A 12573-nucleotide genomic window follows, 5' to 3' on the forward strand; every position below is an offset into this window, starting at 1 on the left:
CCGGCCCTCCGGTCGCTAGGCCGCCGCGCCGGCGCGGTAGCCGACGCCGCGCACGGTCATGACGATCTTCGGGTTGTCCGGGTCCTGCTCCACCTTGGCGCGCAGCCGCTGGACGTGCACGTTCACGAGCCGGGTATCGGCTTTGTAGTGGTAGCCCCAGACCTGCTCGAGCAGCATCTCGCGTGTGAAGACCTGCTGCGGCTTGGAGGCGAGCGCGAGCAGGAGGTCGAACTCCAGAGGAGTGAGGGCGATGCGGGTCTCTCCCCGCCGCACCTCGTGCCCGGCGACGTCGACGACTAGGTCGCCCACGGACAGCTCATCGGTCGGCGGGGCGGCCGGGGCCGGACGCAGCCGGGTGCGGATGCGGGCCACGAGCTCCTTCGGGTTGAAGGGCTTCACCATGTAGTCGTCTGCACCGGACTCGAGTCCCTTGACCACATCGGCGGTGTCGGATTTGGCGGTGAGCATGATGATCGGCGTACCGGACTCCGAGCGGATGCGACCGCACACCTCGATGCCGTCGAGGCCCGGGAGCATCAGGTCGAGCAGGACGAGGTCGGGCTTGGACGACCGGAAGATGTCCACTGCGAGTGCTCCGTCCTCGCAGAAGACAGGGTCGAATCCCTCGGTCCGGAGAACGATGCCGATCATCTCCGCAAGCGCGGTGTCGTCGTCGACAACCAGGATGCGACTAGTCATGTGCGAAGTTCCCCGAACCCCTCTCGAGCGGCCTCAGGCCGTGAAGTGACATCAACAGCGTAATGGAGCAGTCTGCTACCAGCTTGAATGAAAGCACGACGTGCCCTGTGGATGGGACAGCGGGCTCGGGAACGACTGTGCCAGCATGGGAGCAACGCACGGGGGACGAGAGGGACGGCGTGAGCGACGAACAGAACTGGCAGGCGCCCGGCTCGAGCGGGCCCGCGCCGGAGGGCGCGCCCTCCCCGCAGCAGTACGGGCAGCAGCAGCCTCCGCAGTACGGGCAGCAGCAGCCTCCGCAGTACGGGCAGTACGGGCAGTACGGCCAGCAGCCGGGCTGGCAGCAGGCCTCCCCGCAGGGCGGCACGCAGCCGGCGTGGACTCCCCCGCCGAAGCCCGGTCTGATCCCGCTGCGGCCGTTGACGCTCGGTCCGCTGCTCGCCGCACCGTTCCAGGCACTCCGACGCAATCCGCGGATCACCGTCGGCGCGGCTCTTCTGCTGCAGGGCATCCCGTCCATCGTGGTCAGCGTGGTGATCGCCGGGGGTATCGGTCTGCTGGCCGGCCGTGTCTTCTCGGGCGAGGCCCAGGACCAGCCGACGCTCCAGGCCGGATTCATCGGCGGCACGATTCTGCTCGGCGTGCTCTCGATCGTCATCTCCACCGTGTTCAGCGCCCTGCTGCAGGGCGTCATCGTCGGCGATATCGCTCGCGAATCCCTCGGAGAGAAGCTGACCTTCCGCGCGCTGTGGCAGCTCGTCCGCGGGCGGATCGGCGCGCTCATCGGCTGGACGCTGCTGTACGCCCTCGCCTGGATCGTCGCCATCGCCCTGGTCGTCGCCGTCATCGTCGCCCTCGCCGCGATCGGAGGGACCGCCGGAGCGATCGGAGCGGTGCTGGTGGGAGTGATCGGCGGACTCGCCCTGATCCCCCTTGCCTTCTGGATCAACACCAAGCTCGCGATGGTGCCGAGCGTGATCGTGCTGGAGCGACTGCCCCTGACGCAGGCGGTCGCGCGGTCGTGGCGGCTCACCACCGGCTATTTCTGGCGGACGCTGGGCATCATCCTGCTGGTCGGCGTCATCGTCTATGCCATCACGCAGACGGTCGCCATCCCGTTCGGCATCATCGGCGGCCTGGCGGGCGGCGTGTTCGCCCCGACCTCGGCGACCTCGGCCGATCCGATGCAGGAGGTGCTCGTCACCCAGCTCAGCGTCAACGTGCTCTCGAGCATCGTCACGTCGATCATCGGGGCGATCGGCAGCGTCATCCAGACGGCCGCCGTGGCGCTGCTCTACATCGACCTCCGGATGCGCAAGGAGGGCCTCGACCTCCAGCTCGTGCGCTTCGTCGAAGGCCGGCAGACCGGTCAGGACCTCCCCGACCCGTACCTTCCGCCGACTCAGCAGCCGCAGCAGACGTACCAGCCCCCGCAGCCACCCGCGGGATGGCCGACCGCCTGACCGTGATCCGCTTCGACGTCCCGGTCGACCCCAGCTCGCCGGAAGCGCAGGACTGGCTGCGCGGAGAATTGTCGCGCCCGGAGTACCAGTCGGCGAAGCCCACCTGGTTCGATCTCGCTTCCAAGGCGGTTCAGGACTGGATCGGCTCGCTGTTCCAGGGCCCGGGCGGCGATGCCGCCCCCGTTCTCCTGCTGGTCGTCGTCGTGGTGATCGCCGGCCTCATCGTCGCCGCGTTCTTCCTCTTCGGCCGGCCCCGGATCAATCGGCGGTCCGCTCTGGACCGCCGCGCACTGTTCGGCGCCGACGAGGCACGCAGCGCCGCCGACCTCCGGGCGTCGGCCGAGCAGGCGGCACGGCAGGGCGACTGGGTGACCGCCGTCGAGGAGCGGTTCCGTGCGATCGCCGTCTCGCTCGACGAGCGAACGCTCGTCCACGTGACACCCGGCACGACGGCGAACGAGTTCGCGCTGCAGACCGCCCGGATCGCGACCGACGAGAGCGAGGCGCTGCGTCGGGCAGCACGCGCGTTCGACGAGGTGCGCTACCTCGACCGGCCCGGCAGCGAGAGCGCGTATCAGCATCTGGTCGCGCTGGATCAGCGACTGCAGCGGGTGCGCGTCTCCGTGCCGGCGGTGACCGCGTGAGCGCCCCGGCCCCCGTCCGCGGATCGGACACGCGGAGCGAAGCGCGCCCCGGTCCCGCGGTTCCGACGGCGCAGACCCCGACCGTCCGGCAGACCGCGCGGCGGGCCGTCCCCTGGATCGTGCTCGCGCTGATCGCCGTGGTGATCGCGCTCGGCGGCTCGCTGCTCACCGGCGGCCGTGTCGGGCCGGGAACCACCCTCGATGCGACCAACGCGGCCCCCACGGGAGCCAAGGCGGTCGCCCAGGTCCTGCGCGGCCAGGGGGTCGACGTACGGACGGTGTCCACTATCGACCGCGCCACCGCGGCGGCCGCCGACGGCGCGACCGTGCTGGTCTACGACCCGCTGGGCAACCTGACCTCGGACGGCTATCGCGCCCTCACCGGGGACGGACGGACCCTGGTGGTGGTCGAGCCCGACTTCGAGACGCTGCAGACCCTCGACCGTGACGTGACGGCCGCGGGCGCCCCGCGCGGAACGGCGAGCGCCGGCTGCACCGTTCCTGCGGCCGAACGCGCCGAGCGGATCGACCCCCGAGCGACGCCCGCGACCGAGGACGTCGCGGTGCCCGGCACCTTCCGGGTGTCCGATGACGCGGCGACCTGCTTCGCCGACGCGGGTGGACGCGCCTCGCTCGTGCGCACCTCCTTCAACGCCTCCCCCGTCTATCTGCTCGGGTCGGCGGCCGTGCTGACCAACGACGGCGTCGACCGCCTCGGCAATGCGGCTCTCGCGCTCAACCTGCTCGGCGGCCACCGCACCCTGGTGTGGTACCTGCCGTCGCTCGACGACCGCCCGGTGAGCGGGCCGCCGGACATCGCCCAGCTGACGCCCGGCTGGGTGACCCCGGTGATGCTGCTCCTCGTCGCCGTGTTCGTGGCGGCGGCGATCTGGCGCGGACGCCGCTTCGGCCCGCTCGTCGTCGAGAACCTGCCGGTGATCGTCCGCGCCGGCGAGACGCGGGAGGGCCGGGCGCGGCTCTACCAGCGGTCGTCGGCGCGGCTCCGAGCGGCCGACGCGCTGCGCGTCGGCACCATCGGCCGGCTCTCCGCCCTGGCCGGCCTGCCGACGACCGCCACCGTCGCCGAGGTCGGCGACGCGGTCGCCGCACTCACGCGCCGCGACCGGCTGGCCGTCCGCGAGGTGCTGGTGGAGCGCATCCCCCAGACCGACCGCGACCTGGTCGCGCTCTCCGACGATCTCGCGGAGCTCGAGAGAGCCACCGCCTCCGCCGTTTCGCCCTCTGCAGGGCCCGACCGGAAGAATGGATGAATGACAGACGTCACGACGGGGACGGCGTCCCCCTCCTCCCCCGGCGCACCCGCTGACGCGGCGCGCCTCCGCTCCGCTCTCGCCGCCGTGCGGACGGAGGTCGGAAAGGCGGTCGTCGGCCAGGACGGCGCGGTCACCGGCCTCATGATCGCCCTGCTGGCGCGCGGCCACGTTCTGCTCGAGGGCGTGCCCGGCGTGGCGAAGACCCTGCTGGTCCGATCGCTCAGCCAGGCGCTCAGCCTCGACACCAAGCGCGTCCAGTTCACCCCCGACCTGATGCCGGGCGACGTCACCGGTTCGCTGGTCTACGACGGCCAGACCGGCGGCTTCGTGTTCCGCGAGGGACCGGTGTTCACGAACATCCTGCTCGCGGACGAGATCAACCGGACGCCGCCGAAGACCCAGTCCGCGCTGCTCGAGGCGATGGAGGAGCGCCAGGTGAGCGTCGACGGCGTCAGCCGCCGCCTGCCGGACCCGTTCATCGTGGCCGCGACGCAGAACCCGATCGAGTACGAGGGCACGTACTCGCTCCCGGAGGCGCAGCTCGACCGGTTCCTGCTCAAGCTCACGCTCGATGTCCCGGAACGGGACACCGAGGTGGAGGTGCTCCGCCGTCACGCCGCCGGGTTCAACCCGCGCGACCTCGCCGCGGCCGGGGTGGCGCCGGTCCTCGGCGCCGCGGAGCTGCAGGCCGCTCGTGAGTCGGCGGCCCGCGTCGGCGCGAACGCCGATGTGCTGGCCTACATCGTCGACCTCGCGCGCGCCACCCGGCGCAGCCCGTCCGTGCGCCTCGGCGTGAGCCCGCGCGGCACCACCGCTCTTCTGGCCGCCGCCAAGGCGTGGGCCTGGCTTTCGGGCTACGACTCGATCACCCCCGACCACGTGCAGGCGATGCTGGTGCCCGTGTGGCGGCACCGCATCCAGCTCCGGCCCGAGGCCGAGCTCGAAGGCGTCGGCGCTGACGCGATCCTGCGGTCGATCGTGCAGCAGGTCCAGGTTCCGATCTAAGTCCCGACATGACCGTATCCGGACGTTTCGTCGCCCTGCTCGCGCTCGGCGTGCTCCCCGTCGTGCTCCTCGGCGCCGCGACGGGGACGGCGTACGCGGTGCTCGGCGGATGGCTGGTGCTGTGCGTCCTGCTCGGGCTGCTCGATCTCCTGCTGGCCGCCTCCCCGCGCGCTGTCGCGCTCGAGCGCACCGTGCCCGCCCGCGTGCGGCTCGGCGCCGAGGCCCCCACGGAGCTCTTCGTGACGAACACCGGCCGGCGGACGCTGCGCGGGACGGTCCGCGACGCGTGGGAGCCATCGGCCGCCGCCGAGCCGACGCGGACCGGGGTGGACATCCCGCCCGGCGAGCGACGCCGTCTCGTCGCGTCGCTCCGCCCGTGGCGCCGCGGCGAGCGCCGGGTGACGAACGTGACGGTCCGATCGTGGGGTCCGCTGCACCTCTGGGCACGACAGGCGACCCTCGACGCTCCTGGGCGCATCCGCGTCCTCCCGCCGTTCACCGCCCGGAAGCACCTGCCGTCGCGGCTGGCACGGCTTCAGGAGCTGGAGGGCACGACGAGCGTCCTGCTCCGCGGCCAGGGTACCGAGTTCGATTCGCTGCGCGAGTACGTGCGCGGCGACGACGTGCGATCCATCGACTGGCGTGCGACGGCCCGGCGCCACGATCCGTCCGGTGGGCGCGGCGCCCGTGTGATGGTGCGCACCTGGCGTCCGGAGCGGGACCGCCGGGTGATCGTCGTCATCGACTCCGGCCGCACCTCCGCCGCCCGGGTGGCCGACGAGCCGCGCATCGACACCGCCTTCGAATCGGCCCTCCTCCTCGCGGCGCTCGCCTCGCGCGCGGGCGACCGCGTCGATCTGCTCGCCTACGACCGCATGGTGCGCGGGCGCGTGCACGGGGCGACCGGTCCGGAGCTGCTGTCGCGGATGGTGGATGCGATGGCCGTGATCGAGCCTGCCCTGATCGAGATGGACTGGTCCGCCATCCCCGCCAACGTGTCCTCCCTGACGTCGCAGCGTTCGCTCGTCGTCCTGCTGACCTCCATCGAGTCCCCCGGCGGCTCCCGCGGTCTGCTCTCCGTGCTCCCGCAGCTCACGGCGAAGCACCTGGTGGTCGTGGCGAGCGTGACGGATCCGGACACGCTCGCGGCCACGGCTCAGCGGCGCGACCGCACCGAGGTGTACCGCGCTGCGGCGGCGGAACGGTCACTGCTCGATGTCAGCCGCGTCGCCGCGGCGGTCAGGCGCCTCGGCGGAGACGTCGTCACCGGCTCCCCTGCCGATCTCCCGCCTGCGCTGGCCGATCGCTACCTGGCCCTGAAGGCGGCGGGACGGCTCTGAGCCGCACGTGTGACCCGCCCTCAGGCGGCGACGATGCGGCGCGCGCCCGCCTCGAACTCCTCAAGGTCGCCGGTCTCGCCCGCACGCACCGCGCGCCGGCCCAGCACCAGCATGTAGGCGAGGAAGGCGGCGAGCGCGAGAGCGCCGATGCCGATCTTCGCCCAGACCGGCAGCCCGGACGGTGTCACGAAGCCCTCGATGAGTCCCGAGACGAAGAGCGAGATCGCGCACCCGACGGCGACCGTGAAGAGAGCGCGGCCGTCCTCCGCCAGCGCCTGTCCGCGGGTGCGTGCACCCGGGGCGATCCAGGCCCAGAAGATGCGCAGGCCCGCCGCGGCGGCTACGAAGACGCTCGTGAGCTCGAGCAGCCCGTGCGGGAGGATGTACGAGAACATCACGTCGCCGCGCCCGTAGGCGAACATCACGCCCGCCGCGGTGCCGACGCCGACGGCGTTCTGGATGAGCACGTACGGCACGTACAGGCCGGTGATCCCGAAGGCGATGCACTGCGCCGCGATCCACGCGTTGTTGGTCCACACCTGTCCGGCGAACGACGCCGCGGGGTTGTTGGAGTAGTAGTCGATGAAGTCGTGTTCGACGTACTTCCGGAGGTTCGCGTCGTCACCCAGGTTGCGCAGGACATCCGGGTTGCCGGTGATCCACAGCGCGTACAGGGTGGCGATCACGATCGTGGCGACCGCCACACCGAGCACGATCCACCGCAGCCGGTAGAGCGCTGCGGGCAGCTGCAGCACGAAGAAGCGCGGCAGCTGGGCGAACAGGTTCGCTCCGGCGCCGGTGAACCGCAACCGGGCGGACGACAGCGCGAGCGAGAGCCGGTCGCCCGCCGCGGTCGAGCCTGCGCTCGTCTGGATGGCCGAGAGGTCGGCCGCTCCGGATTGGTAGAGGTCGATCAGGCGGTCGGTCTCCGGGCCGTCGAGGCGTCGCTTCGACGCCAGCCGGGAGAGCTCCTCCCAGTCGGCGCTGCGTGCGGCGGTGTAAGCGTCGAGGTCCATCTGCTTAGATGATATCTATGATGCAGGCCGGGGCGGGGAACGGGTCTCAGGACGACCGGGAGCTGATCACCGGCGAGGCCGTCGCGCTCGACGTGAAGCCCGCCAGCTACATCCTCCGGGCCGCAGGCACCATCATCGACTGGCTCACCTACCTGCTCGTCATGTTCGGGTGCATCATGCTGCTCGTCTCCACGGGCGCCGGGCTCGACGAGGCCATCGCCCGGGCCCTCGTCATCCTCATCCTGGTGTTCGGGATGGTCGTCCTGCCCACGACGGTCGAACTGCTGTCGCGCGGCCGGTCCCTCGGCAAGCTGGCAGTCGGGGCACGGATCGTCCGCGACGACGGCGGCGCGACCGGGTTCCGCCACGCGTTCATCCGCGCCCTGGTCGGCGTGCTCGAGATCTTCCTGACGTTCGGATCGATCGCCGCGCTGACCGGGCTCCTCAACAGCCGGTCGAAGCGCCTCGGCGACCTGCTCGCGGGCACCTACAGCCAGCTCGTTCGGGTGCCACGGCCGCAGCCGCTCCCCCTTTATTTGGCGCCGCACCTGACCGCCTGGGCGGCCACAGCGGATGTGGCACGCCTGCCCGACCGGCTCTCGCGCCGCATCGCCCAGTTCGTGCGCCAGGCGCCCGACCTCACCCCGGCGGCCCGGCACGGCTTGAGCACCGAGCTCGCCCGCGAGGCGGCCCCGTACGTCTCGCCGCTGCCCCCGGTCGATGCCGAGACCTTCCTCGTCGCCGTGGCCGTGCTGCGTCGCGACCGCGACGCCCGCGGCCTGGCGCTCGAGAAGCAGCGGCTGGACCGGCTGGAGCCGGTGCTCGGCGCCCTGCCGCACGGCTTCCCCTACCGCTGACCAGCGAACCACGCGATCCTCTCTGCCCACCGCCCACTCCGATCGGAGAGCGCATGCCGCACCACCGCCGCATCGTCGACCTCAGCCACCGCATCCGCGCCGGCCTCGTGACCTATCCCGGCCTCCCGGCGCCCACGATCGAGCCGCACCTCACGCGCGAGGCGTCCCGGCAGCTGTACGCCCCGGGGACCGAGTTCGCGATGGACGTCATCACCCTGATCGGGAACACCGGCACGTACCTCGACAGCCCCTTCCACCGTTACGCGGACGGACCGGACCTCGCCGGTCTCGACCTCGAGACTCTGGTCGGTCTGCCCGCAGAGGTCATCCGTCTGACCGGGCGCGGGGAGCGCGGCATCCCGGCGTCGGCTCTGGAAGGACGCACGGAACCGGGCGGCGCCGTCCTGCTGCACACCGGCTGGGACGAGCACTTCGGGACGCCCGCCTACGCCACCGGCTCGCCCTACCTCGCCGAGGAGGGCGCCCGGATGCTGGCCGACGCCGGTGTCGCGCTGGTCGGAATCGACGCGCTCAACATCGACGACACCGAGTCGGGCGGCAGCCGGCCGGCGCACAGCATTCTGCTGGCCGCGGGCGTCCACGTCGTCGAGCACCTCACGGGGCTCGCCGGGGTGCCGGAGCACGGAGCGCTGTTCACTGCGGCCCCTCCGGCGATCGAGGGATTCGGGACCTTCCCGGTGCGCGCCTACGCGGAGCTGCCGGCCGCAGGCTGACGGCGGCGCTGACGCCCCGGCGGTCAGTCGTGCAGGATGCGCTGGAACAGCACGTGGTCCTGCCAGCGGCCGGCGATGTTGAGGTAGTTCGGAGCGACCCCGATGCGCTCGAATCCGGCACGGGTCAGCACCGACTGCGACGCATGGTTGGCGAGCAGCGTCGCCGCCTGCAGGCGGTGGAGGCCGTAGTCGTCGCGCGCGGCGTCGACCAGGGTGCTGAGCGCAGCGGAGGCGAGGCCCCGACCCACGTGGTCGCGGTCGAGCCAGTACCCCACGTTCGCCGATTGGAACGCGCCGCGGACCAGCTGGCTGAGCGTGAACCCGCCGGCGATCTGGTCGCCCTCCGCGATCACCAGCGGGAGGGCCGCATCCATCTCGCGCAGCGCCAGCAGCTCGCGGGTCTGGGCGAGCTGTCCCGCCTCGGTGAAGAAGTCCTCGGTGCGGGTCGGGTCCCACGGGGCCAGGTGGCCGCGGTTGCGCTGGTAGGCGGCGGCGAGCGCACCGGCGTCCTGCTCTCTCCGCACCCGGAGGATCAGGCCGCCGGGGAGCTCCCGGTCGGCGAAGTCGAGGGCCATCAGTAGCGGTAGTGGTCGACCTTGTAGGGTCCGTCGACCGGGACGCCGATGTAGGCGGCCTGCTCGTCGGTGAGCGTCGTCAGCTCGACCCCGAGCGCGTCGAGGTGCAGACGCGCGACCTTCTCGTCGAGGTGCTTGGGGAGCACGTAGACGCCGACCGGGTAGTTCTCCGGCGACACGTAGAGCTCGAGCTGGGCGAGCACCTGGTTGGTGAAGGAGTTGCTCATCACGAAGCTGGGGTGGCCGGTCGCGTTCCCGAGGTTCATCAGGCGCCCTTCGGAGAGGACGAGGATGCTGCGGCCGGTGGGGAGGCGCCACTCGTGCACCTGGGGCTTGATCTCGACCTTCTCCGCACCGGGGAGCGCCTCGAGCGACGCCATGTCGATCTCGTTGTCGAAGTGGCCGACATTGGCGACGACGGCGAGGTGCTTGAGGCCGAGCAGGTGGTCGAGCGTGACGACGTTCACGTTGCCCGTGCCGGTGACGAGGATGTCGACCTGGTCGATCACCGACTCCAGCCGGGCGACCTGGTAGCCGTCCATGGCGGCCTGGAGCGCGTTGATCGGGTCCACCTCGCTGACGATGACGCGCGCGCCCTGTCCGCGCAGCGCCTCAGCGGCGCCCTTGCCCACGTCTCCGTAGCCGGCGACGAAGGCGACCTTGCCGCCGATGAGCACGTCCGTCGCGCGGTTCAGCCCGTCCGGCAGGGAGTGGCGGATGCCGTACTTGTTGTCGAACTTGCTCTTGGTGACCGAGTCGTTGACGTTGATCGCCGGGAACAGCAGCCCGCCCTCCTTGGCCAGCTCGTACAGCCGGTGGACGCCCGTGGTGGTCTCCTCGGTGACACCGAGGATGTCGGAGGCGATGCGGGTCCAGCGGTCCGTCGATGCGGCGAGCGACTCGCGCAGGGCGGCCAGGATGACGCGGTACTCGTGGCTGTCGGAGGCAGCGTCGTCGGGCACGGCTCCCGCGAGCTCGAACTCGCGCCCCTTGTGGACGAGCAGGGTCGCGTCGCCGCCGTCGTCGAGGATGAGGTTCGGGCCGAGGTAGTCGGCTCCGTCGGCGGCGGCCTCGGCCGACCAGTCGAAGATCTGCTGGGTGCACCACCAGTACTCCTCCAGCGTCTCGCCCTTCCAGGCGAACACGGGAACGCCGGCGGGCGCGTCGGGGGTGCCGGTCGGGCCGACCGCGATCGCGGCAGCGGCCTCGTCCTGCGTGGAGAAGATGTTGCAGCTCGCCCAGCGCACGCGGGCGCCGAGGGCCACCAGGGTCTCGATCAGCACAGCTGTCTGCACGGTCATGTGCAGCGAGCCGGCGATGCGCGCTCCGGCGAGCGGCTTCGCGTCGCCGAACTCGGCACGGAGGGCCATCAGGCCGGGCATCTCGTTCTCGGCGAGGCGGATCTGGTGTCGTCCCGCGGCGGCGAGGGAGAGGTCGGCGACCTTGAACGGCAGGGCGGTTGTGGCGCTAGCTGGCATGGGCTCTATTGTGGCATGCCCTCCCCGTTCTGAGCCGGGCATGTCGCTCAGCCGCGGATGAGCGCGAGCACCTCGTCGCGGATGCGCGCCATGGTTGCCTGGTCGGCCGCCTCGACGTTGAGCCGCAGCAGCGGCTCCGTGTTGGACGGACGCACCGAGAACCACCAGAACGGCTCGTCCTGCGCCACGCGGCCGGTGACGGTGAGGCCGTCCAGCTCGTCGAAGTCGGCGCGCGGCGTGAAGGCCTCGACGATCCGCGTGAACGCGGCAGGGACGTCGTCCACGGTCGAGTTGATCTCACCCGACATCGCGTACGGGGTGTAGCGGGCGGAGAGCTCGGACAGCGGGCGGTCCTGCGCGCCGAACTCGGCGAGCAGGTGCATCGCCGCGAGCATCCCGTTGTCGGCGCTCCAGAAGTCGCGGAAGTAGTAGTGCGCCGAGTGCTCGCCGCCGAACACGGCCCCGGAGCGGCGCATCGCATCCTTGATCAGGGTGTGGCCGACGCGCGTCCGCAGCGGAACGGCGCCCGCCGCCTCGATGGTCTCCGGCACGATGTTCGAGGTGATGAGGTTGTGGATGACCGTGATCTCCGCGTCCGGGTCCTCCGCGCGGGCACGCGCGATCTCGCGCACGGCGACGATCGCGGCGACGGCCGACGGGGTGACGGCGGACCCGCGCTCGTCCACGACGAAGCAGCGGTCGGCGTCGCCGTCGAAGGCGAGTCCCAGGTCGGCCCCGTGCTCGACGACAGCGCGCTGCAGGTCGACGATGTTCTTCGGCTCGAGCGGGTTGGCCTCGTGGTTGGGGAAGGTCCCGTCGAGCTCGAAGTAGAGCGGGATGACCGTGATGGGCAGCGCGGGGAGCCCGGCTGCTTCTCCGAGGACCGCGGGGACGGTCAGCCCGCCCATCCCGTTGCCCGCGTCGACGACGACCGTGATCGGCCGGATGCCGCTGAGGTCGACGAGCGAGCGGAGGTACGCCGCGTAGCGCTCCAGCACATCCTCTTCGCGGAAGGTCCCCGGACGCTCCACGGCGGGGATGCCGTCGCGCAGGTACTCGGCGGCCCGGTCGCGGACGGCGCCGAGGCCCGTGTCCATGCTCAGGCCCTGCGCACCGGCCCGGGACAGCTTGATTCCGTTGTAGGTCGCCGGGTTGTGGCTCGCGGTGAACATCGCGGCGGGCGCCTGCAGGTAACCGGAGGCGAAGTAGGACTCGTCGGTGGAGCACAGCCCGATCGAGACGACGTCGGCCCCGCGGGTCTGCGCGCCGCGCGCGAACGCCGCAGCGAAAGCCGGAGAGGAGTCGCGCATGTCGTGGCCGACGATGACGTCGGTCCCCGCGGCCTGCACCTCGTCGACGAACCCCGCGGCGATGGCCTCGACGACCTCCTCCGTGAGGTCCTTCCCGACCAGTCCACGGATGTCGTAGGTCTTGACGACGGACTGCAGGCGCGGGTCGGTGATGCTCATGGCCCCTAACCTACCGCGA

12 protein-coding genes are annotated in these 12573 nt (G+C 71.6%); 7 read left to right on the forward strand and 5 right to left on the reverse strand.

All coding sequences use genetic code 11. The annotated features are described in order from the left end of the window. Nucleotides 1–15: 15 nt before the first annotated feature. Nucleotides 16–699 (reverse strand): MtrAB system response regulator MtrA, encoded by a 684-nt coding sequence (gene mtrA / locus BLW09_RS12600; RefSeq protein WP_089913168.1) that lies wholly within the window; start codon nt 697–699, stop codon nt 16–18. Between the two features lie 179 nt (nt 700–878). Between mtrA and BLW09_RS12605 the strand changes: the two genes are divergently transcribed. The 5 genes from BLW09_RS12605 to BLW09_RS12625 are packed head-to-tail and all read left to right on the forward strand — an operon-like array spanning nt 879 to nt 6425. Continuing rightward, a complete protein-coding gene (locus tag BLW09_RS12605) occupies nt 879–2162 on the forward strand; it encodes a hypothetical protein (protein WP_089913171.1) in 1284 nt (427 codons plus the stop codon). Further along, the gene (locus tag BLW09_RS12610; RefSeq protein ID WP_089913174.1) at nt 2147–2806 is read left to right on the forward strand and encodes a DUF4129 domain-containing protein; all 660 of its coding nucleotides are present in this window, start codon (nt 2147–2149) and stop codon (nt 2804–2806) included. Before BLW09_RS12605 ends, BLW09_RS12610 begins: the two co-directional genes overlap by 16 nt. Then, nucleotides 2803–4077, forward strand: coding sequence for a DUF4350 domain-containing protein (locus BLW09_RS12615; protein ID WP_231946833.1), 1275 nt, complete (start codon nt 2803–2805; stop codon nt 4075–4077). Before BLW09_RS12610 ends, BLW09_RS12615 begins: the two co-directional genes overlap by 4 nt. Beyond that, nucleotides 4078–5085, forward strand: coding sequence for an AAA family ATPase (locus tag BLW09_RS12620; RefSeq protein ID WP_089913179.1), 1008 nt, complete (start codon nt 4078–4080; stop codon nt 5083–5085). An 8-nt stretch (nt 5086–5093) separates the two neighbouring features. Beyond that, nucleotides 5094–6425 carry a DUF58 domain-containing protein gene (locus tag BLW09_RS12625; protein ID WP_089913183.1) on the forward strand — a complete coding sequence of 444 codons (1332 nt, stop codon included), beginning with the start codon at nt 5094–5096 and terminating at the stop codon, nt 6423–6425. A 20-nt stretch (nt 6426–6445) separates the two neighbouring features. Here BLW09_RS12625 and BLW09_RS12630 read toward each other — a convergent pair whose 3' ends face one another. Continuing rightward, the gene (locus BLW09_RS12630) at nt 6446–7441 is read right to left on the reverse strand and encodes a stage II sporulation protein M (RefSeq protein WP_089913186.1); all 996 of its coding nucleotides are present in this window, start codon (nt 7439–7441) and stop codon (nt 6446–6448) included. Between the two features lie 17 nt (nt 7442–7458). Between BLW09_RS12630 and BLW09_RS12635 the strand changes: the two genes are divergently transcribed. Then, a complete protein-coding gene (locus BLW09_RS12635; protein WP_089913189.1) occupies nt 7459–8298 on the forward strand; it encodes an RDD family protein in 840 nt (279 codons plus the stop codon). 53 nt (nt 8299–8351) lie between these two features. Continuing rightward, on the forward strand, nt 8352–9032 hold the full coding sequence (locus BLW09_RS12640) for a cyclase family protein (RefSeq protein ID WP_089913192.1): 681 nt from the start codon (nt 8352–8354) through the stop codon (nt 9030–9032). 23 nt (nt 9033–9055) lie between these two features. Here the strand turns inward: BLW09_RS12640 and BLW09_RS12645 are convergent, their stop codons facing one another. Genes BLW09_RS12645 through BLW09_RS12655 form a run of 3 tightly spaced genes read right to left on the reverse strand, consistent with a single transcriptional unit; the run spans nt 9056 to nt 12554 of the window. Next, nucleotides 9056–9607: a GNAT family N-acetyltransferase gene (locus BLW09_RS12645; protein WP_089913195.1), complete on the reverse strand. Its 552-nt coding sequence runs from the start codon at nt 9605–9607 to the stop codon at nt 9056–9058. Continuing rightward, a complete protein-coding gene (ahcY, locus tag BLW09_RS12650) occupies nt 9607–11085 on the reverse strand; it encodes an adenosylhomocysteinase (protein WP_089913198.1) in 1479 nt (492 codons plus the stop codon). Before ahcY ends, BLW09_RS12645 begins: the two co-directional genes overlap by 1 nt. Nucleotides 11086–11132: 47 nt before the next feature. Continuing rightward, nucleotides 11133–12554: a phosphomannomutase/phosphoglucomutase gene (locus BLW09_RS12655; RefSeq protein WP_089913201.1), complete on the reverse strand. Its 1422-nt coding sequence runs from the start codon at nt 12552–12554 to the stop codon at nt 11133–11135. Between the last annotated feature and the right edge of the window lie 19 nt (nt 12555–12573).

It is taken from the genome of Leifsonia sp. 21MFCrub1.1 (assembly GCF_900107895.1).
In the GTDB taxonomy this organism is placed as follows: Bacteria; Actinomycetota; Actinomycetes; order Actinomycetales; family Microbacteriaceae; genus Leifsonia; species Leifsonia soli.